18 protein-coding genes and 4 riboswitches are annotated in these 21,233 nt (G+C 31.1%); of the genes, 6 read left to right on the forward strand and 12 right to left on the reverse strand.

Going from position 1 to position 21,233, the window contains the following annotated elements; genetic code table 11:
• Positions 1-71: 71 nt before the first annotated feature.
• The gene (locus CLAU_RS02265) at positions 72-1,370 is read right to left on the reverse strand and encodes an SLC13 family permease (protein ID WP_023161858.1); all 1,299 of its coding nucleotides are present in this window, start codon (positions 1,368-1,370) and stop codon (positions 72-74) included.
• 430 nt (positions 1,371-1,800) lie between these two features.
• Positions 1,801-2,796 (reverse strand): NADH:flavin oxidoreductase, encoded by a 996-nt coding sequence (locus CLAU_RS02270; RefSeq protein ID WP_013239072.1) that lies wholly within the window; start codon positions 2,794-2,796, stop codon positions 1,801-1,803.
• Positions 2,797-3,019: 223 nt separating this feature from the next.
• A riboswitch (SAM riboswitch) is annotated at positions 3,020-3,137 on the forward strand.
• Positions 3,138-3,311: 174 nt separating this feature from the next.
• Between CLAU_RS02270 and CLAU_RS02275 the strand changes: the two genes are divergently transcribed.
• A complete protein-coding gene (locus CLAU_RS02275) occupies positions 3,312-4,712 on the forward strand; it encodes an APC family permease (protein WP_013239073.1) in 1,401 nt (466 codons plus the stop codon).
• 33 nt (positions 4,713-4,745) lie between these two features.
• Positions 4,746-5,480, forward strand: coding sequence for a cyclase family protein (locus CLAU_RS02280; RefSeq protein ID WP_013239074.1), 735 nt, complete (start codon positions 4,746-4,748; stop codon positions 5,478-5,480).
• Between the two features lie 109 nt (positions 5,481-5,589).
• Here CLAU_RS02280 and CLAU_RS02285 read toward each other — a convergent pair whose 3' ends face one another.
• Positions 5,590-6,741 (reverse strand): metallophosphoesterase, encoded by a 1,152-nt coding sequence (locus CLAU_RS02285; RefSeq protein WP_013239075.1) that lies wholly within the window; start codon positions 6,739-6,741, stop codon positions 5,590-5,592.
• A complete protein-coding gene (locus CLAU_RS02290) occupies positions 6,735-7,073 on the reverse strand; it encodes a winged helix-turn-helix transcriptional regulator (RefSeq protein WP_013239076.1) in 339 nt (112 codons plus the stop codon). The genes CLAU_RS02285 and CLAU_RS02290 overlap by 7 nt, the downstream gene beginning before the upstream one ends.
• 156 nt (positions 7,074-7,229) lie before the next feature.
• On the opposite strand from CLAU_RS02290, the gene CLAU_RS02295 reads away from it, so the two are divergent.
• On the forward strand, positions 7,230-7,634 hold the full coding sequence (locus CLAU_RS02295) for a pyridoxamine 5'-phosphate oxidase family protein (RefSeq protein WP_013239077.1): 405 nt from the start codon (positions 7,230-7,232) through the stop codon (positions 7,632-7,634).
• A gap of 67 nt (positions 7,635-7,701) precedes the next feature.
• Here CLAU_RS02295 and CLAU_RS02300 read toward each other — a convergent pair whose 3' ends face one another.
• From CLAU_RS02300 to CLAU_RS02310, 3 genes are all read right to left on the reverse strand, one after another.
• Positions 7,702-8,640, reverse strand: coding sequence for a diacylglycerol kinase catalytic domain-containing protein (locus CLAU_RS02300; RefSeq protein ID WP_013239078.1), 939 nt, complete (start codon positions 8,638-8,640; stop codon positions 7,702-7,704).
• 2 nt (positions 8,641-8,642) lie between these two features.
• Positions 8,643-9,662, reverse strand: coding sequence for an SPFH domain-containing protein (locus CLAU_RS02305; protein WP_013239079.1), 1,020 nt, complete (start codon positions 9,660-9,662; stop codon positions 8,643-8,645).
• A 238-nt stretch (positions 9,663-9,900) separates the two neighbouring features.
• Positions 9,901-11,253 (reverse strand): APC family permease, encoded by a 1,353-nt coding sequence (locus tag CLAU_RS02310; protein WP_013239080.1) that lies wholly within the window; start codon positions 11,251-11,253, stop codon positions 9,901-9,903.
• 242 nt (positions 11,254-11,495) lie between these two features.
• Positions 11,496-11,603: riboswitch (SAM riboswitch) on the forward strand.
• Positions 11,604-11,830: 227 nt separating this feature from the next.
• Between CLAU_RS02310 and metA the strand changes: the two genes are divergently transcribed.
• The gene (gene metA / locus CLAU_RS02315) at positions 11,831-12,748 is read left to right on the forward strand and encodes a homoserine O-acetyltransferase MetA (RefSeq protein WP_013239081.1); all 918 of its coding nucleotides are present in this window, start codon (positions 11,831-11,833) and stop codon (positions 12,746-12,748) included.
• 96 nt (positions 12,749-12,844) lie between these two features.
• On the opposite strand, the gene CLAU_RS02320 is transcribed toward metA, so the two are convergent.
• Positions 12,845-14,380: a methyl-accepting chemotaxis protein gene (locus CLAU_RS02320; RefSeq protein WP_029169943.1), complete on the reverse strand. Its 1,536-nt coding sequence runs from the start codon at positions 14,378-14,380 to the stop codon at positions 12,845-12,847.
• 286 nt (positions 14,381-14,666) lie between these two features.
• A riboswitch (cyclic di-GMP riboswitch) is annotated at positions 14,667-14,754 on the reverse strand.
• A 211-nt stretch (positions 14,755-14,965) separates the two neighbouring features.
• Positions 14,966-15,087: riboswitch (SAM riboswitch) on the forward strand.
• A 170-nt stretch (positions 15,088-15,257) separates the two neighbouring features.
• On the opposite strand from CLAU_RS02320, the gene CLAU_RS02325 reads away from it, so the two are divergent.
• A complete protein-coding gene (locus CLAU_RS02325) occupies positions 15,258-16,058 on the forward strand; it encodes a hypothetical protein (protein WP_013239083.1) in 801 nt (266 codons plus the stop codon).
• A gap of 39 nt (positions 16,059-16,097) precedes the next feature.
• Positions 16,098-17,600, forward strand: a complete 1,503-nt coding sequence (locus tag CLAU_RS02330; RefSeq protein WP_013239084.1) for an amino acid permease — start codon at positions 16,098-16,100, stop codon at positions 17,598-17,600.
• Between the two features lie 118 nt (positions 17,601-17,718).
• On the opposite strand, the gene cysK is transcribed toward CLAU_RS02330, so the two are convergent.
• From cysK to CLAU_RS02350, 4 genes are all read right to left on the reverse strand, one after another.
• Complete coding sequence (cysK, locus tag CLAU_RS02335; RefSeq protein WP_013239085.1) at positions 17,719-18,633, reverse strand: cysteine synthase A; 915 nt, start codon at positions 18,631-18,633, stop codon at positions 17,719-17,721.
• Between the two features lie 34 nt (positions 18,634-18,667).
• Positions 18,668-19,810: a bifunctional cystathionine gamma-lyase/homocysteine desulfhydrase gene (locus tag CLAU_RS02340; RefSeq protein ID WP_013239086.1), complete on the reverse strand. Its 1,143-nt coding sequence runs from the start codon at positions 19,808-19,810 to the stop codon at positions 18,668-18,670.
• Between the two features lie 4 nt (positions 19,811-19,814).
• Positions 19,815-20,447, reverse strand: coding sequence for a class I SAM-dependent methyltransferase (locus CLAU_RS02345; RefSeq protein WP_023161863.1), 633 nt, complete (start codon positions 20,445-20,447; stop codon positions 19,815-19,817).
• A 579-nt stretch (positions 20,448-21,026) separates the two neighbouring features.
• On the reverse strand, positions 21,027-21,233 hold the full coding sequence (locus CLAU_RS02350; RefSeq protein ID WP_029169944.1) for a hypothetical protein: 207 nt from the start codon (positions 21,231-21,233) through the stop codon (positions 21,027-21,029).

A 21,233-nucleotide genomic window follows, 5' to 3' on the forward strand; every position in this document is an offset into this window, starting at 1 on the left:
AGAAGGTAAATCTCCATTGACTGAAGATTTATCCTCTTTTTTTAATACCTTTCATTCAGTTTTAATATAGTTTATCTGGCAACAAGAGAAATAATTATACTTGCTACCGTGGCAATTCCCATACACATAGGAGCTGCAATAAAAAGCAGTCTTGGAAATAATTTAGTACGTTCTTCCTCATCTGAACAAGAACCTAATACAATACTTCCACCTGAAGAGAAGGGTGAAATAGAAGCTGACTGTGCGCCAATAACAATACACATGAAGAGAATAGCTGGACTTATACCTGTTGCCTGTGCAATAGATGGAACAGCCGGAAAAAGTGCAGGAACAACAACACCAAGTGTGCTGCTAATAGCTGCCATCAATCCCCCTACTATGCTGAGTACTATAGGCACTGCAAAAGCAGGTAAATTACCACTAATCCATCCTGCAAGTAATTTTATAGTTCCTGCTTTTATTGCAACTGATATTAACATACCAACACCACAAATCATAATAAGAGTACTCCATGGTACCTTTGCAATGGCCGCTTTCTGATCAGCAATCTTAAGCATGAGAAGAATAATAGAAAAAATAATTGAAACAAGCCCAACGTCCATTTTAGAATTTATAAAAGTAATAACTACATTTTTAGGAACAATTAAATGTAAAACTGGAGGCGCAAGAACTATAACCACCATAGCAATAATAAGATAAAGATTTATTTTTTGTTTTTTATCAAATGGTTCTGGTTTTTTTATATTTAATGTTTTTCCTAAATTTCTTAAATTTTTTGAAAATATCATAAAAGCCAAAATTACTAAAATAGGAATGATCATAGTAATAATGAAAATATATGCCGTATATAAAAATGATAAATCTTTAAACCCTGCTGATTCGATAAAGCTTTTAAATACAATACCACATCCGCTTGTCATAAAATTAGCACCTGATAATGCACCATAACTTAAAATAACCGCTCCTATCATTGTATCCATGCCTGTTTCTTTACAAAGCAGTAATGTAAGAGGAGCTAAAAATACCATTACTGTAAAATATCCTGCGCCCAAGCCTGAAATCAATACTGCTGCAAAGAAAATAACAAATGGAAGTAATTTCGGCATCTTGCGGCATCTATATAAAATATGTAAAGAAAGTTTTTCCAGTGTACCGTTTACAAGTGCAAAATTATAAAAAAGTGAAACTGAAAAAATTACAAAAAAAATACTTATCGGCCACATTGCAATTACCTGTGAAGCTTTTAAATTTAAAACAAAGCATCCAATTATATACGCAAATCCCATAGCAAAAAATCCTGTATTAATTTTTGTTTTATACCCTAGTGCAATAGAAATTATTATAGCCAATACTACAATTAAACTTATCATAAATCCTTCCTCCCCAAAATAAATAGTTTATAAAATACTTTTATGAAGCTTATGCATATAGATATAACATTTAATGCATTAAGTTACTTTATTAATGTAAAACGATTTCTTTATGCTCTAACATCATAACAAATTTAGTGTATCAAACATTTCTTTTTTTGTCAAAACACTTGTTAAAATTAAAGTCATATGTTTTAATTAACTTTTTAAAGTTCAACATTTATTTTCCTTTAAGGAGCTTATAAGATTATATTATGCATTATTTGCATGATATTCTATTAATCACTTGTAAACAGATTAATCATTTGTAAATATAAAACTTAAATGTAGATTTAATAATATAAGACATTTGTGAAATTAAAATAAGGAGCATGCCTAGATTTGTGTAAATCAATCCAGATATGCTCCCGAAATATACTAGTTCGCTAAGTTAAAAACTTTCAATGGCCCTTTTAGCCCACTCTGAGTCTTTATACATAGCTCTTCCTACACCTATGAGATCAGCTTTTACATCTACAAGCAGTTTCTCTGCAGCCTCAGCCTTTGTAATACCTCCAGTTAATATAACAGGTATTGATACAAACTGTTTCAAACTTCCACTGAGTTCTGAAAAATATCCCTGAGAGTTATTTCCCGGTACAGTAAATCTGCAGAACCCTCCTGAAATATCCAAAACATCCAATCCCGCTTTTTCAAATTCACAAACCGCAACTTTACTATCTTCAAGTGTAGTTCCACCTTCCATATAATCAGAAGCTCCCAATCTCATGAAAATCGGATATTCAGGTCCTACAACTTCACGTACTGCCTCTATTATTTGCAAATGAATTTTAATTCTATCTTTTACATTATCTCCACCATATTCATCAGTCCTTTTATTTGTAAGTGGAGAATAAAATTGATTCAAAAGATATCCATGAGCAGAGTGAATTTCTACTCCATCAAAACCAGCTGCCTTTACACGAATAGCAGCATCACTAAAGCTTTTAACTATATCCTGAATTTCATCATAAGTAAGTTCTCTTGGAATACCTGATTTCATAAAAGGATTTTCCACAGCTGAAGGCGCTAACAAAACACTTCCTGTAACTGCCATAGTAGTTGCGCTCCCCGCATGGTTAAGCTGCATAACTGCCTTGCAACCGTTTTTATGAATGACACTAGCTACTTTTCTTAGGCCTTCTATTGTACTATCATTTGCCACAGAAAGCTGGTTCTTACTAGCTTTTCCCTGCTGTGCAATAAAGCTGTGTTCAACTATAATAAGTGATAAATATCCTCCTCTAGACTTTTCATCATAATGTTCTAAGATCTTACTACTTACTTTTCCATCATCTTCAGATTTCTCTGTAGCCATAGGCGGCATAATTAATCTATTTTTTAAAACTAATTTACCACTGTTTAGTGGCTCAAGTAAATGTGTCATAATTTCCCTCCTGCATCTAAATTTAACTTAAATTTTATCATAGCAGACATTAAAAAACAAGTAGTGCTTTTTTGTGACAAATTTAGTGTTTAAATTATACATTTATAAAGGAATTTAAGAACTCATTTATAGTTCAACTATATAAATTACAACTTTAATCTTTCAAAAAAGTTATTGACAACAGGATAACCTTGGTAGTATACTACTAACTAAATTAAATAAAATCTTATCAAGAGAGGTTGAGGGACTGGCCCTATGAAACCCAACAACCAGCATTTTCATTTGTTTTCATTTGAATGTATTGGTGTTAATTCCTGCAGATTATTTCTGATAGATGAGATAATTGATTTTTAATATCATGATATTAAAAGGTCATTTTTCTTATCTTATAGAAAAATGACCTTATTTTTCTATAAGATAAACCATTCGATTTGCGCAAATCAAATATTCTGATAAGATTTCCATTTGATTGATAAAAGTACAAATAAAACCCTATTCGCTAAGGAGTGAACAGTATGAGTAAAGAAAACTCTAAAGGCATTAATGCCCTTAAAAAAAATCAACTTAATTTTGTAGAAGTTATTGCTCTTTCAGTTGCAATAATAGCACCTACTTTTGCTATGTCAATGAATGTAGGACTTATGGCATCAACAGTATCTTACTCTGTAAGTGCAGTATTTGTTATATCAACTATATTAATGGGCTTTGTAGCCGTATCTTTTATAAAATTCAATGAATATTTTCCATCTGCAGGTTCGGTTTATACATTTACAGAAAAATCTTTAGGTAAAAAAGCTGCTTCAATATCAGGATGGGCTCTGCTCCTTACCTATATAGGATTTTCTGCTGGATGTTCTTCTGCTTTTGGATCTCTTTTTTCTAGCTTTATTAAAGAATTAACTGGAGTAAGCATATCCTGGATTATATTTGCACTGATTTGTGAGGTATTTATATGGTTTGTATCCTATACCGATGTAAAATTAAGTACAAACATTATGCTTGTCATAGAAGCTGTATCAATCCTCCTCGTAATATTGCTTTCAGTGGTCATTCTTGTAAAAGTTGGTTCAACAAAAGGATTAAGTTTAGTTCCTTTTAAAGGAAATGGGAATAAATTTTCAAATTATGGTACTGGAATCGTATATGCAATACTATGCTTTGGTGGTTTTGAGGGAGCATCAAGTCTTGGTGAAGAAAGTAAAAATCCTAAAAAATCAATACCTCTTGCAATTGCAAGTACAGTTGTTGTAACCGGACTTATATTCGTATTCGTAAGTTATGCTGAGGTTATAGGATTTGGAGTATCGGCTTCAGGAATAGGGGCACTAACCAAGTCCTCATCTACTATAGTAGATCTTTCTAAAAATTATATAGGAAGTGTATTTACTATATTAATTACACTAGCTATCAGTATTTCTGCTTTTTCAACTGCTTTAGGATCTATGACTGCAGGTTCAAGGCTTTTATATTCAATGAGCAAAGATGGTAATGTTCCAGAAATTTTTTCTAGTGTACACCCTAAACACCATACTCCTTATGTAGCTTTAAACATCATACTTGCAATAATAATAATTCCTGTTTTAGCACTTTTTAAACATGATGGAGTAGAAGTATTTGGATATATAGGAACAATAGGTGCACTTGCCTTACTTGTTGCTTACTTTATAACAAGTTTGGGTTCACTTATATACTTTGGGAAGAAAAAAATATGGACATGGCAGCTTATTATACCAGTTATAGCTCTACTCGTTTTAGCATTTACCTTTTATTCAAATATTTATCCTATACCAGCCTTTCCTAATAATATATTCCCTTATATAGTTTTGGCATGGATAATAGTAGGTTTTAGTATTACTTCTATTTATAAAAAAAGTTCGGTTTTACCTGCAGCCTCTAAAGAGAAGGTTGCTAATTAATATATTATTTAATTTAGAAGGAGATTATATATTATGACTAATAGTTTATGGAATACTTTAAGTGATTTAAAAAAACACCAATGGGTAGATCTTACCCATGAATTTGGACCGGACACTCCAAGATTTGCAAGCTTTAATCCTGCAAAATTTGAAACTATTTTCACTCACAAGGATGGTTTCTTTGTAAAACAATATACATTTGCAGGACAATATGGAACTCACCTTGATCCTCCAGTGCATTTTGCAGAAGGCGGCAGATATATCGATGAATTGGAACTTCAAGAACTTGTTTTACCTCTTGTGGTTATAGATCTTTCAGAGAAAGTAAAAGAAAATGATGACTACGTACTTACAGTAGATGACATTTTAGAATGGGAAAAGAAATATGGTAAAATACCAGAAGGTTCTTTTGTAGCATTTAGGTCTGACTGGAGTAAAAGGTGGCCGGATCAAGATAAACTTTTAAATCTTGACAAAAATGGTGACGAGCATTATCCTGGATGGTCCATTGATGCACTCAAGTTCTTATATGAAACTCGTAAAATAGCAGCAAATGGACATGAAACCTTTGATACAGATGCACCAATAGAACAAAAAACAACTGGATTTCAGGGAGAATATTATGTATTAAAAGAAGATCATTATCAAATTGAAGTTATGACCAATTTGGACAAAGTACCTCCAACTGGAGCAATAATCTTCAGCATAGTTCCTAAGGCTCAAAAGGCACCCGGTTTCCCTGTTCGTTCATTTGCCATTCTACCTTAAATTAATAGTGTATTATACATCATTAACTTAATTCCCCCTAAATAAAAATGAGGCAAGTAAAATATATGTTTTACTTGTCTCATTTTTCTTATTCATAATTCATGCACCTCTAGTGCTTAAACTTAATTTTAATGTTTACTATTTCACCTTTTGTTCCAATTCTTATGGGAGGTCCCCAGGTTCCATAACCAGAAGTAACTATTAAATTAAAATTGTCCTTTTTAAGGTATCCATAGTCATCTTCATAAATAAACCTTGTTATAAGATTATTAGGGAAAAATTGTCCCTTATGAGTATGTCCTGAAAGCTGTAAATCCACATTTTCCTTATGAGCCTCCTCAAGACCCACCGGTCTATGATTTAATTCTATAATAGGTAGGGATTTGTCTGTATTTTTCAAAATTTCATTTAGCGGTTTTATCTTTTCGCCGCTATCAGCATCCTTTCTACCTACCACATAAAAACTATTGTCTATTTTAACTGCTTTATCTTGCAGTACTTTAACCTTTGCTTTATTCATATAACTAATTGTTTCAGATAAATTTTCTCCATATTCATGATTTCCTGTAATGTAATATACACCATACTTTGAGTTTATCCTTTTAAAAGCTTGTCCATAATACTTCTTTAACTTCGTAGTGGTGCTTTCATCAACCATATCTCCACAAAATAAAACTATGTCAGGTTTCAATTTATTTATGGAATTCACCATTTTATCAATACCTTTTTCCTTAATCATTATACCCATGTGTACATCTGACACCATTACCACGTTTAGTGAATTTATTTTACCTGCACTTTTATTTATATCTATACTATAATTTGTTACGACTGGATGAAGGGCATTCCACATGCCAAAGCAAAAAATAATTAAAACTATTATAAAAATTGAAATTCCGTCATTATATATGGCGCTTATATAATTTCTAATTCTCCCCTTAAATCCTACTTTTTTTAAAACAAACTTTACCACATCCGTGAGTATAAACAATATAAGTAAATAATAAAAAGTGCCTAGGGATACTGCTCCTATTAGTGTTAATAAAGAAGCTAATATGTTGTTTACTGATACAACACTTTTAAATATAGAACTTATAACATAAGAAAAAGCTATAAACCAAAATGCAATCCAGTACAATCTCTTTTTTAAATTTTTATTTTTCTTTAAAAATACCCCTTTTACTTTTCTTCCAACGTAATACCATACTATTATATATAAAATCAAAATAAGTATAAGTAAAATAATATTTTCAATTAACATAAGTGATTACCTACACTACATTTCTTATATTCTTCTCCCCAACTCCACATGACATCTAGTATTGGCTTTAAACTGAATCCAAGGCTTGTCAGTGAATACTCAACTCTAGGTGGAACCTCGGCATATACTTTTCTATTTACAAGGCCATCCTGCTCCATCTGTCTTAAATTTTGAGTCAAAACTTTTTGCGAAATACTTCCAACCGACTTCTTTAATTCTCCAAATCTTTTGGTACCTGTAAGCAAATCTCTAATGATTAAAACTTTCCACTTATCACCTATGAGTGAGAGTGTAGTTTCAACTGGACATGCAGGCAAATCTTTTTTATCCATAAAAGTTTCTCCTTTAAAAGTGTTATAAGCACACAATAGTATACTTTAGGTAACTACAGTACTTTTAAGTGCTTACTTTACATTTGATATTATGAATATTATTATAAATTTGTAAGTAGCAAATTGCAAGTTCAATTTTAAAGGAGGTTCATTAACATGAACGAAGTAGTAAAATTTTTAAAAGAAAATCCAGTGCAATATTTTGCAACTGTAGGATTAGACGGTAAACCCAAAGTACGTCCTTTCCAATTTATGCTTGAGAAAGAAGGAAATCTATATTTCTGCACAAACAATAAAAAAGACGTTTTTGCCCAACTTCAAAAATGTCCCTATGTTGAAATTTCAACATCAAGTCCAAAATTTGCATGGATAAGATTAAATGGTAAAGTTGTGTTTTCAAATGATATGGAAACTAAAAAAGCTATTATAGAGAACAGTAGTCTAGTAAAATCACTTTACAAATCAGCAGAAAACCCTATTTTTGAAATTTTTTATCTTAAAGACGCAAAAGCTGCAATAGCCGATTTTTCAGGTAATCCACCTAAAGAATATGCTCTTTAATTTTAAAGACTAAATTAAACTTCCGGAAGTTACTAAATCATTTTTTTCTACTTAGAGTTTCATAAAATCATATAACTAGATGGCCCTTTTTTTCAGCAAGTGTGATTGTGGCTTCTATACCAGAGTTAAATTTGAGGTAGTCACTTTCAATGCCATCACTGAATATGACTCCATTTTCAGGCATTTGAGATGATATCTTTAGTTGAGATCCTTTTTTAATTCTCCCAAAAACTATATCTGCTTTTGTAGTTCTACTTGGGAAAGGCTCTCGTACAGAAAAGTACAAATAATCAATATCCCAAGCTGGATTATTTTTTTGTTTGATTTTAAGATCTGAATTTGATGTGCTATTTATAATATTTGCAGCACCTGTAAGTATACTTTTGAGCCACCCTGTTGAACCAAGACCTGTAGATACAATAACTCCACTTGAAGATTGATGTTCTTCATCGTTTCCTAACTTTATACTGTACCTAGCAGATACATGACTTTTTTGTCCTATGAACAAGTCATTTACAGCATAAATACTCTGTCCATCATTTAAAGCTGCTTTCGCCATGGAAACTTCTTTAACTTGTCTTTTTACATTAAAAACATCTTTAACAACCAATTTAAGATCATCAACTTTAAATGGAAGAAGCACTCCATCCCATCTTGAAGGATCAGGATTTACACCAATTAAAAGCTGATTTGAAAGATACTTTAAAGTATTTGCCACAAGACCATCCTGTCCTATAACTACCACTAAATCATTACCCCCAAATATAAAATTAGGTACAAAATCCCTATCGACAATTTGAGTTCTGCCTAATTCTTCAAGTTGACTTTGAGCTTTAGATACAGCTTGTTTATAAATTTTATCTTCAGTGACATAATCTGAAAAGTCACTTCCAAGATGTTCGATATAAAACTTTGCTTGTTCAATTGTATTATATCTTGCAATTAATTCTTCAAGTCCTGTCTTCCTCTTTATTATAACTATCTTATTTTCAGTTAATCTTATCATAACTAATTTCTCCCTTTAAGTATTTCCTGAAAAAGATCAGGTGATATATTGAGCTGTCCAATTTTTCCTGCATTCTCTGCTAGTTCTTGAAGTGCAAGTGCTGCTAATTTATTTGGCTGCATTCCAATACTTGCAAGAGATTGTATTACATTAGAATCTATTCCTTCTAGTGACTTCATAACAGCTGACAATTCATAAGCTTTTGCATCAGCTCTAACTTTTGAATTTTTTACAGAAATGTCGACAAGTGATCTCTTTTTTTCTTCAAGTGCAGTTTCAAAATTCATCTTTTCTTGTTTGAGTTCATTTTGCTTTTGCTGGAAAGTTCTCTCTGCTTCAAGTTGAGTTTCTCTAACTTGTTTTTTCTTGTTTTCAACTGCTATCTCCGTATTGTATTCATTTTCCTTTACACGTCTTTCCTGTTCAATTGAAGCATTTCTTCTCTCATAAATAGCTTCATCTGCTTTTTTCAAGATTTGTTCTCTTGTCTGAGCTTCTAATGCCCTTGCGGTTTCTTTATTTGGAACGATATTTAATATTGAAAGTCCAAGTATCTCAATTCCAAGAAGTTCTATCTCCTCACTTTTTTTAATATTACTCAATATCTCACTTGCAAGTACTTCACTTGATTTAATAGCCTCTTTGAGTTCTAAATTTTCGATTGTCTTTTTAGTTAGCACCCTTACAATATTTATTACTCTCTGCGGAAGTTTTTGAGGATCATCTGAAACATATCCCTTTCCTTTCTTCATATCAAATGTATAATTTAAAACTCCTGCAATTTTCTTTTGATCGACAATTCTGAAAGTAACCTGTCCTTGAACTGTAACCGTCTGAAAATCTGAAGTAACTTCTTCAAAAATAAAAGGTGAATCCACACTTCCAATAGGGACAAGAACAATTGAAGTGGTTGGAACATAGTAATAAAATGATATTCCAGCACCTTCCCTTACAATTTTACCATTCCTATACTTTAACACATACTCACTTGGTTGAAATTTTATAAATTTAAATCCAAACATAATTTATTCCTCCTAAAAATATTATTAAATTTATAGAACTTAGATTTTGAAATTGCTTTTTATCCATATTATCGCCTACATATTTAAAACTTGTTATTAACTATTTGTTATTAACATAATAATACTAACATATGCTTATGTCAATACCTTTTTTAATATAGATATCAAAAAAATATAAAAACAAAGGGCTAAACACTTTAACCCTTTGCTTTTTATGCATTCAATTCTATTGTTATTCTTATTCCGCAATTTTTTCTTTAGAAAACGCAGCCCCAAAAATCATTACAACTGCAAAAACGATCAGATATGCAACAACCTCCATTTTATGAGAAAAGCAAGCAGCAATTATCATAAAAACACATCCAGCTAGAGAAATAATAGGTGCTATAAATCTCTTAAATGAGTTTAAATCTTTTTCTTTTTTCATCATCATAACAAAAATAGGAATATACAATGCATAAATAGTAACTATAGGTAATTCGGAAGAATCAAAAGAGAAAAATCCAAACCAAGGCTTTGTTAAGTTAGCACCATAGAAGTATAATAACCATATACCACAAAGAAGCAATCCAAATACAGATGAATTAGTAGGCATATTTGTTACATTATCAACTTGCTTAAATACATCTGGTTTTGGTCCAATATTCCTTGCTGCTAAAGAATAAATACCTCGGGTACATCCAAGCATTAATCCATTTAAAGTTCCAAGACAAGAAATGATAACAAATACAAACAGCAGTGAACCACCTACTGATGAAAAAACTGTCTGAAAAGCTAATTTAGCTCCTGCTTCACCGCCAGCCATCATAACCTTATTTGTTACTGCTCCAGCTAACCCTACATAATAGAGTATGTAAATAATCATAATTACAAAAGTTCCTCCAACAAGAGCCAATGGAAGATTTTTCTTTGCATCTTTTAACTCAGCATTAATACTTGTAGCAATTATCCATCCTTCATAAGCAAAAGCTGTAGCAACAACAGCTGTAAATAATGCATTAGAAGTATTGACTTCCTTTACTACTGTTGTAAAATTATATGCAATCATGCCATTACCCACACCTACAACTGTTCCAATTACAGCCATTAAAGCTAGTGGAATAAGCTTTATAATAGTTGTACTAACCTGAAATTTACCTGCTAAAATTGGTGACAGTGAATTTAACGCAAAACTTGCTATCAAATATAGACCTGCAATAGTCATGCACTCTCCACCTGTAATTGAGAATCCAAGTAATACACAAGTATATCTAGCGGAAACCCATGCTAATACTGACGTCAATGTTGGATAGTAAATGAGTGCCATAAACCACCCAACATAATATGCATATTTTTTGCCCAAAGTAGCTTCTGCATAATCCACTACACCGTTTACATATTGATACTTAGTTGCCATTACAGCAAAAGTATAGGCACAAGAAATCATAATAATACCACCTATAACCCAGGCCAGTATGCCAAGTGTAAGATTTCCACCTGTTGCAGTTAAAACTTTTTCTGCTTTAAAAAATACACCACTACCTATAACAATACCAATAACCATGGCTATAGCCGTAATAAGGCCATACCTTTTTTCTAACTTTGATTCCATAATCAAATATCCCCCTCTTTGATTTATTAATATTATACTGAATATTGCTTTTATACATCATGCTATCTAAGCACTACAAACAGCATGACATATTAATTTTTATTGTACCACAGAATTAAGCATTTACCAACATTTCTTTTTCTTCATTGTTATGAATTTTCAATTTATTTATTCATATACTTGTATTTGACAAAAGTTTAATTTTAGTATACTATATAATAAACTAAATAAAATCAATTTAAATCTTATCAAGAGTGGCGGAGGGACTGGCCCTATGAAACCCGACAACCAACATTTTTCATTTGAATGTATGGTGTTAATTCCAGCAGATTATTTCTGAAAGATAAGGAAAATAGTTTATATAATTAGTATTAAAAGTTGTTTTTCTTATGAAAACAGCTTTTTTATTATACAAATTATTTAAATTAACCTATTCCTTTGTATAGCTGTTCACTACTTAAATATGCAAAATAAGATTTTTATTTGATTAAGGCATTTGATAAAAAATATCCTAGCATACTGAATAGTTATTTCTTTGAAGATGCCTAAGCTACCTATATATAAAGGAGGATTTTTTATGCCAATAAATATACCCAATGACCTTCCAGCTTCTAAAACACTGAAGGCTGAAAACATATTTGTAATGAATGAAAAACGTGCATTAAAACAAGATATAAGACCTCTTAATATAGTCATATTGAATCTAATGCCGGTTAAAACCGTTACGGAAGTACAACTTTTAAGGTTGCTTAGTAATTCCCCTATTCAAGTTGATATAACATTAATGTATCCTAAATCTCACAGATCAAAAAATACTTCAGAACAATATCTTCTCAAGTATTATGAAACTTTTGATGAAATAAAGGGCAGAAAATTTGATGGCATGATAATAACAGGAGCACCTGTTGAAAAACTGAAATTTGAAGATGTTGACTATTGGGATGAATTAACTGAAATAATGGACTGGAGTAAAAAAAACGTGTATTCAACACTGCACATATGTTGGGGCTCTCAGGCCGGACTTTACCACCATTTTGGTATTCCAAAATATATTTTAGATAAAAAAATGTTTGGTGTTTTTGCACATATAATAAATGAAGAAAACACACAGTTACTTAGAGGATTTGACGATATATTTTACGCACCTCATTCAAGGCATACCTGTGTAAAAAAAGAAGATATTGAAAAAGTACCTGAATTAGAAATACTTTCAGAATCAAAAGATGCCGGAGTCTATATAGTATCAACAAAAGGCGGACGTCAAATTTTTGTAACAGGGCATCCTGAATATGATACCTTAACATTAAAATCAGAATATGACAGGGACGTAGCAGCTAATTTGCCCATAGAAATTCCGAAAAATTATTTTCCTCATAATGATACAGCAAAACAGCCTAGAGCAACTTGGAAAAGTCATGCCAACCTTTTATTTCTAAACTGGCTAAATTACTATGTATATCAAGAGACACCTTATAATTTGGATAGTCTTCAATAACATAGAAAAATGGAAATGACCTTTTAATAAAATAGTGTCATTTCCATTTTTTATAGATCTCTACAATTTCATAAATAGATTCGAAATAACCAAAATCTATTTAATAAGTTTATTCATATCTTCAGCAACATTTCTAAGTTCATTAATGTTAGCTTCTATTTCTTCACTGGTGGCAGCATTTTGAGATATTGTTTCTGTTATCATTTCATATTTTGATATTGTATCTTTTGTCATATTCGATACTTCTTCATTAAATTGAACTACATTTTTAGTTTTTGTAAATAATGTAGTAGAAGCGTTATTTGTATCCAGAACATTATTACTAAATAATTTCAAATTGGAAGTCATAGCATTTATTCCTCTGACTGTTTCATTAATAATACTATTACCGTTCTGAGACTTTTCGCTATTATACGTCATTTGTTTTTGAACTACATCAATTTTATTTTTTAGTTCATCCACTATTGCACTTGCTTGATTAAGTGATTGTTTTGTTCCTTCAGCTAATTTTCTTATTTCATCTGCTACTACTGCAAACCCTTTACCATTTTCACCTGCTCTTGCTGATTCAATTGATGCATTTAAAGCAAGAAGATTAGTTTGTTCTGATATATCTCCTATAATATTTAATATCTCATCTACTTGTCTTGATTTTTGCTTTAAATCTTTTGTAGACTTAAACGTATCCTCTATACTATTTTTTATATCCATAATAATTGAAAGAGTATCATTTAAAGATTTCTGATTTTTATCTGTAATATTTATAAAGTAATTTATTTTATCTTCACTATCCTTGGTTTTTTTAGCAACAACCTCATTAGCATTTAATAAAGTATTTAATATTTCTTTATTCTTATTTGATTTATCAAGCATTTCACCAAAACTTTTTGATACAGATTGGCTTGTCTCTGAAACTTCCAAAAGTGAACTTGTTTGTTCTTCAATAGCTGCACTTAAGTTTTCACTTGATGATAAAACAGTACCAGAAATTTGAGCTATATTTCCAAATAAATCTAACAATTTTTGCTTTTCTTTTTTTAACTCAATTTCCTTATCACCAATTGACTTTAATAGATTAGATGCAAAGTATACAACTATGAAAATTAATGCTAAAGTTATAAAAATAGTGATGATTTTCATAGCCGTTTCTGCAATAATCAATTGTTTATCCTGAAAAATTGAAGGATTATTTACAAATACTATGATTTGACATAAAAGGCTTAAAGCTATCGACTCTATAATCATTTTCATATCAAAAAACAAGGCTCCAAGAATAACGAAAAAGAAAACTATAAGCCATATGGAATTTAAGTGCATTGTAAAGTTCAAATATAAATACTGAAAATAAGTTATTATTAAAAGTACAATTTTTGTTATATTAAATGCTTTCATATTAAAACCATTTTGAGTAATTGTACATTTATAACATTTATAAAATATAAGGCCATAAATTAAAACAAATATTCCAAGCATAATTAAAGAAATTACACTTATGTTGTCATTAAGTCCAAGTAATTTTATTGAAGAATAAAATAAAAATGATAGAACACAGCATACCATATAAATTATTAGCACAACTTTAAGTGATTTTTTATTAAAAGTTATCTGAAAGCTCTCTTCTTTAGTGTTCATTTTATGTCCCCCTAAATATATTAATTTTTTTATATTTTTAAGTGCAAACTGAGATAAACAAAACATACTAATATCGTTAATTTAATTGTTTACACAATAAAATTGATATTGTTGACGATATATATTTTGATAATATAGAAGGATAGACTAATACATCTATGTCACTTCATTTCAAATTTGCTTTTTCTAATACAGATTTGAAAACTTTTACAAATTAAAAATGTACCTATTAATATATAAATAGGTACCAGACTATAAGTATAGATATTGATTATTAAAACTATAATTTGGTAACCTGGCAATCATAGAAAATAATTTTCTTTAGACCCATAGCTTTGCGACTTTACCTTTCGATAAATGTGCTATTATCAATGTAGTAATATAAAATATATTACACTAAAATTTTACAAAATTCAATGGTAATCGCATATTATTGTAATTTATACATAAAATATTTGCATATTTTGCATAAGCATTTAATTTAATCATATATCCTGTAACATAATTAGATTTTTATTGACATTGAAAAGCATAACATATATAATACATATTAGTTAATAAGAATTTTACAAAAAATTAAATAAATCCTTATCAAGAGAAACTTAGGGACTGGCCCTATGAAGTTTCAGCAACCTCATGTTTTTCCTATGCGTAAACATGTAAAGGTGCTAATTCCAGCAGATCATAATAATTCTGAAAGATGAGGGAGAGATGTTTTTTTAATAAACTCTCGTAATAACCTACGCTATTTATCCTCTTCTTTTTGGAAAGAGGATTTTTTATTTTTCAGTAAAAAATTCATGAATTTAAAATACATTACTTAAAGAGAGGAAGTGAATAATGTATTTTTACATATTAAAATACATTAGTACAAATTATGGACAAACTTACATCAAAAGAAATTATAAAACTTGCACTAAAAACTGGAGCTTCTCTAGCAGGCATTGCAAATGTTGAGGACCTAAAAAAAGCCCCTGCCTTTACTGTAGTACCTAAGATGCCTAAATATAATGGTGTTGGAACTTATATGCGTGGAGAAAAAGATAAATTTCTAACAGAAGTTCTATGGCCCCAGGGAATAAAAAGTGTACTTATTTTAGCTTATCATCATCCTATAGACAACCCTGCTGTGGATTATTGGATTGAAGATCACAACACCATAGGCAACAAAAAATTAATTAGTATTACCAAAGATGTTAAAAGCATATTAGAAAAGGAATGTGTAGAAACCTATTCTTTTAATTATCATGTTGAAAAGGGTGGCATATTCTTAAAAGATTCAGCTGTAACAGCTGGACTAGGATGCATAGGTAGAAATAACTTACTAGTCACACCTGAATATGGTCCGCATGTAAGATTAAGAGCACTTGGTTTAAGTTTGGATTTACAATCAACTGGTCCTTCTAGATACGATCCATGTAAAAGCTGCAAAATTAAGTGCTGGGAAAAATGTAAAAAAGGTGCATTTGCTAAGGAAATATATTTTTCTTCAGAATTAGGTAGAAATGAACTTCCTGGAAGAGTAGGGAATTTTGATAGAACCTTGTGTAATATACAAATGGAAGAAGATGTAGCTAGTATTAAGCCTATGAATATACCTGAAGTTTCTACAGAAGAACCTGTTAATGTTATAAAATACTGCAGAACATGTGAATATGCGTGTCCCATAGGTAAATAACTATATGTTTTATTGTTAGACAAAAGGAGGAAATTTAAAATGGACACAAATTCAAAAGCAAATGAACAAGGTCAACTTAAAAGGACTTTAAAAGCCAGACATATGAACATGATTGCCATAGGAGGGTCAATTGGAACTGGTTTATTTTTCGCCAGTGGAAGCGCTGTCAGCACAGCTGGACCTGGTGGAGCTGTTTTAGCTTATGTAATTATGGGAATTTTAGTTTATTTCTTGATGACATCCCTCGGTGAAATGGCAACACTACTGCCTATATCAGGATCTTTTGAAACTTATGCTACAAGATTTATTGATCCTGCATTAGGTTTTACCCTTGGATGGAATTACTGGTTTTGCTGGGCAATATGCGTTGCTGCTGAATTAGTTGCAGGTTCAATGATTGTTAAATTCTGGCTTCCAAATACCAATACTACTTTATGGAGTATGTTATTTTTAGTAATAATTTTTATCTTAAATATTCTTTCAGCAAGAATTTACGGTGAAAGTGAATATTGGTTTGCAAGTATCAAAGTTATTACAATTATAGTATTCCTTATAGTAGGCGTTCTCATGATATTTGGCATTTTAGGTGGAAAATCACCTGGATTAAGTAATTGGGTACTATCAGATGCTTCTGGAAAGAAAGGGCCTTTTGTTGGCGGAATATCTGCTATTATTAATGTATTTTTAGTTGCAGGATTTTCTTTCTCCGGAACAGAAATAGTTGGCCTTGCCGCAGGTGAATCGGAAAATCCTGAAGAAAATGTTCCTAAAGCTATAAAAAATGTTTTCTGGCGTATTTTACTATTTTATATGGGGGCAATTATAGTAATTGGTTTTTTAGTTCCTTTTACTGATCCAAACTTATTAAAAAGTGGGGCAGATAATATTTCATACAGTCCTTTTACCATGGTATTTAAAAGATCTGGCCTAGCAATTGCAGCAAGTATTATGAACGCAGTAATTTTAACATCAGTTCTCTCCTGCGGTAATTCAGGCCTCTATGTAGCTTCACGTATGCTTTATTCCCTATCCAAAGAAGGAAAAGCACCTAAATTTTTATCAAAAGTAAACAAACATGGTGTTCCTACAACTGCTTTATACTCCACAACTGTTATTGCTTGTTTTGCTTTTTTCGCCTCTTTGATTGGAGATGGAAAAATATATTACATACTCTATAATGCTTCTGGTATCACAGCCTTCTTTGCATGGCTAGGTATAGCTATTTGCCATTATAGATTTAGGAAAGCATACATTTCCCAAGGTAAAAGTTTAAATGATTTAAAATATAGAGCTAAGTTATATCCATTTGCCCCCATTATATCTATCATACTTTGTATAATTGTTATATTTGGTTCTAACATATGGGTATTTCAAGCTAAAACATTTAGCTGGTTTGATTTTGTAACAAATTATTTGTGTATTCCTATATTTATATCTTTGTATCTTGGATACAAGATTATTAAGAAGACAAAAATAGTACCTCTTAAAGAATGTAATTTTGAATATAATGAAGATGACAATAAAAGAAAAACTTTATCCTAATATTAAGGTTATAAAAAAACAGACAATGGATACAAATTGATATGCTCCCTGTCTACTTGACAGGGAGCAGTTCAAATACCCATTGTCTACTTTTTTAATATTTAAATGAAACTTTTATTTATTCATATAAGTTTTTGCTAAAATACCTGTCTCCTCTATCCGGAAATACTGTAACTATATTACCTTTATCTATGGTTTTAGCCAGTTTTAACGCAGCTGCAATTGCTGCTCCAGAAGATGAACCTACTATCAATCCCTCACGTTTAGCCAATTCTTTAACTAGTGAAAATGCCTCCTCATCATTTACCTTTATGACTTTATCAACTAATTTTAAATCCATAGTATCTGGCAGGAAGTCATTTCCTATACCTTCAATGGCATAACCGTGTTCTTCAGTACCGCCACCAAGAGTAGATCCTTCTGGATCAGCTAATACAGCTTTTACATTATTATCTTTTTCTTTTAAATATCTTGCTATTCCTGTAAAAGTTCCCCCACTTCCAGCTCCAGCTACGAAGTAATCTATCTTACCATTTAACTGCTCATATATTTCAGGACCCGTTGTAAGGTAATGAGTCTGTGGATTGTCTTCATTTTCAAATTGACTAAGTGATATGGAATTGGGAATTTTGCTTAGAAGTTCTTTTGACTTTTCTATAGCCCCTCGCATGCCGTCTTTTTCAGGAGTATGCACTATTTCTGCACCAAGTGCCCTCATAAGCACTTGCTTTTCTATGGAAAATTTCTCTGGGACCGCAAATACTACTCTATATCCCCTATTGAGTGCTCCAAGTGCAATTCCAAGTCCAGTATTTCCTGCTGTAGCTTCTACTATAGTATATCCTTTCTTTAACTTTCCTCTTTTCTCTGCCTGCTTTATCATATAATCCCCAATTCTGTCTTTTACACTTCCTCCTGGATTGAAATTCTCAAGTTTAGCATATATATTCACGCCATCTTTTAAATCAAATTCATTTATTTTTAATATAGGAGTCTTTCCTATCATTTCCTTTATATCATCAAAAACTTCCATTTAAAAATCCCCCAATCAAATTATTTATCAAACTCTATTTTGAAAGCTCCATTGACTTTTTTAAGTCTTTTACCAAATCTTCTTTATTTTCTATTCCAACAGAAAGTCTTGCCAAATTATCTACAATTCCAACTTTTTGCCTTATTTCATAAGGTATAGCTGCATGGGTCATAGTAGCAGGATGGCACATTAAAGATTCCACTCCCCCAAGACTTTCTCCAAAAGTTATAAGTTTTAAATTCTTAAAAAATTTCTTTATATCTATATCCTTTTTCAGTACAAAGGAAATTATAGCTCCATAACCTCTAGCCTGTTTTTTCTGAATTTCATGGCCTTTATGACTCTCAAGTCCCGGATAATAGACTTTTTCTACAAAAGGACTTTCATTTAAAAATTGAGCTATATAGGCTGCATTTTCAAGGTGTCTATCCATTCTAACTGACAATGTTTTTATTCCCCTTATCAAAAGCCAGCTGTCAAAAGGTCCTAATACTCCACCTGTTGAATTTTGTATAAAATACAATCTTTCAGCTAACTTTTCATCATTTACAACAACAAGTCCTGCAACTAAGTCGCTGTGTCCACCTAAATACTTGGTTGCACTGTGAAGTACTATATCTGCTCCAAGTTCTATTGGTTTTTGAAGATAAGGTGTCATAAAAGTGTTGTCTACAATAGTCAAAAGGTTATTTTTCTTTGCAATTTCAGATATCTTTTTTATATCTGTTATATCCATAAGTGGATTAGTTGGGGATTCAATATATATTGCCTTTACTTCTTTTGTAATACTACTTTCAACTTTTTCTAGGTCACTTGTATCAATCAATTCGTAGTTTAAATCAAAATTTTTAAATACTTTATCAAGTACCCTGTAAGTTCCACCATATACGTTGTCTGATATTATTATTTTATCTCCACTTTTGAAAAGTGTCAGCACGGCAGTTATAGCTGCCATTCCTGAGGCAAATGCAAGTCCATTTTTACCTTCTTCAAGTTCTGCTATAAGTTTTTCAAGTGCTTCTCTAGTTGGATTTCCCGTTCTTGAATATTCATATCCTTTGTTTTCTCCAAGTCCACTTTGCTTATAGGTTGACGTCTGATATATTGGAACACTAACTGCTCCTGTAGTTTTATCCCCATCAACCCCACCGTGTATTAATAATGATTCTATATTCATCTTTTTATTCTCCTCTCTTGATTCCTTTAGCCATAAATATTCCCGGTTCAGTACATTCACCTTTGCTAGAATATCCTGTACATTTAAGTCCTGTACTTTCAACCTGTATATCCTTAAATCCTGCATTTTTTACCCAGTGGCTTATCATTTTATGAGAAAATCCAAGCCACTCATCATGCATTTCAATTCTTGCCCATTCTCCATCATGTTCTTCTACATCACATATGACAAAAGTTCCATCTTTTTTAAGCACTCTATAAATTTCATTAATTGCCTTTTCTGCATCTACTACATGATGGAGAGCCATATTTACAAATACAGCATCAATAGATTCATCAAAGAGCGGTAAATCCGACATAGAACCTTTTATTGGATATATATTCTTAATTGATTTATCTAAAGCTTCACTATGAAGCTGTTTTAACATGTTTCTGGAATTGTCCAGAGAAAATACAAGTTTTGCATCCTGTGCAAGTGCAAGTGATATAAATCCTGTTCCACATCCTAGGTCTGCACAAATTTTATTCTTTATATTAAATTGTGAAAGTGCTATATATTTTAATTTGTCCTCAAAATAATCTTCTCTTATTACGTCCCATTTATCTGCAATTGAATCAAAATATCCTACAGAATTCATGATTATTGTCCTCCTTATAAATAATTTCAATATAAAAAATTTTCAATTATTTTGAAATATTATATTTTTGAGTTCCGGATTCTCAAAAACAAAAAATCCTTCTGCCTCAATTCAGAGGCAGAAGGATTACTTCCGCGGTTCCACTCTGTTTATCCTATAAAAAAATACACATATAAGACAACTTAATTTTTGGTACAATCATACCTCAATGCTTTAACGGGCATATACGCTGAAGTCTACTAAACTTCAATTCAGAGCTCCAAGATGCACTTCAATTATCATCAACTAAGATCTCCTTTCATCCAAGGGAAATCCTCTCTGTAATAGTCAAATTATAACCTACTCTTCTTATCATCGCAATTCATAGTTATTTACTAAGATTTAATTTAAATCTATAATACTACGTAATTTTAATATAATCAAGTATTATTTTTAATTTTTATTTCACTTTTTTACTTTATATCTATGAGTTTTTATTATTATAGTATTTATGGGGCTGTTGCACTAAGTAATTTACATACAATATGTTGAAACAACATACTGTAGTATTCAAGCTTAGTGTGACGCCCCACTTTAAATTTATTTTGCATCAATTTTATCCAGTAGTTTTTCAATATACTCAAGTATAACCCTCTGTTTTATATCTTGAAACATTTCATCAGTATCCCATATCTTATCTTTAACACAAAGACTGTCTTTTATGCATATACTTTCTCTTAATCTAGTTGCATCCAGTTCCAATTGACTTTTTAACTCTTTCAAGTTTTCTATAGCCAATGTCATCAC

The organism is Clostridium autoethanogenum DSM 10061, from assembly GCF_001484725.1.
Classification (GTDB): Bacteria; Bacillota; Clostridia; order Clostridiales; family Clostridiaceae; genus Clostridium_B; species Clostridium_B ljungdahlii.